The 255-nt window shown below is 63.5% G+C and carries 1 protein-coding gene; it reads left to right on the top strand.

The window, feature by feature from the left end:
- Positions 1-56 precede the first annotated feature (56 nt).
- Positions 57-255, top strand: a 199-nt coding sequence (locus ACO0LH_RS28690) for a hypothetical protein (protein WP_422944561.1), incomplete at its 3' end; no start/stop codon positions are given.

The raw sequence follows: 255 nt of genomic DNA, 5'->3' as shown, positions 1-255 counted from the left end.
CCGGTGCCGCCTACGTCCCGCTCGACCCCGCCTATCCGGCCAGCCGCCTCCAGCACATGATTGCCACCAGCGCCTGCAAACTGATACTGAGCGAACAACACCTGCTTGAAGAACTCAGCTTCCTCAGCGACTACCAGACCCTGCCGCTTGACGGCCACTGGCACCATGCCCTCCTGGGCCGCTACAGCGACAGCGCCCCTGCTGTGACAGTCGTACCCGACCAGCTCGCCTACATCATCTTCACCTCCGGCAGTA

The sequence above is a fragment of the Undibacterium sp. TJN19 genome (genome assembly GCF_049339485.1).
Taxonomy (GTDB): Bacteria; Pseudomonadota; Gammaproteobacteria; order Burkholderiales; family Burkholderiaceae_D; genus Undibacterium.
This window is presented reverse-complemented; position numbering and strand designations above follow the sequence as displayed.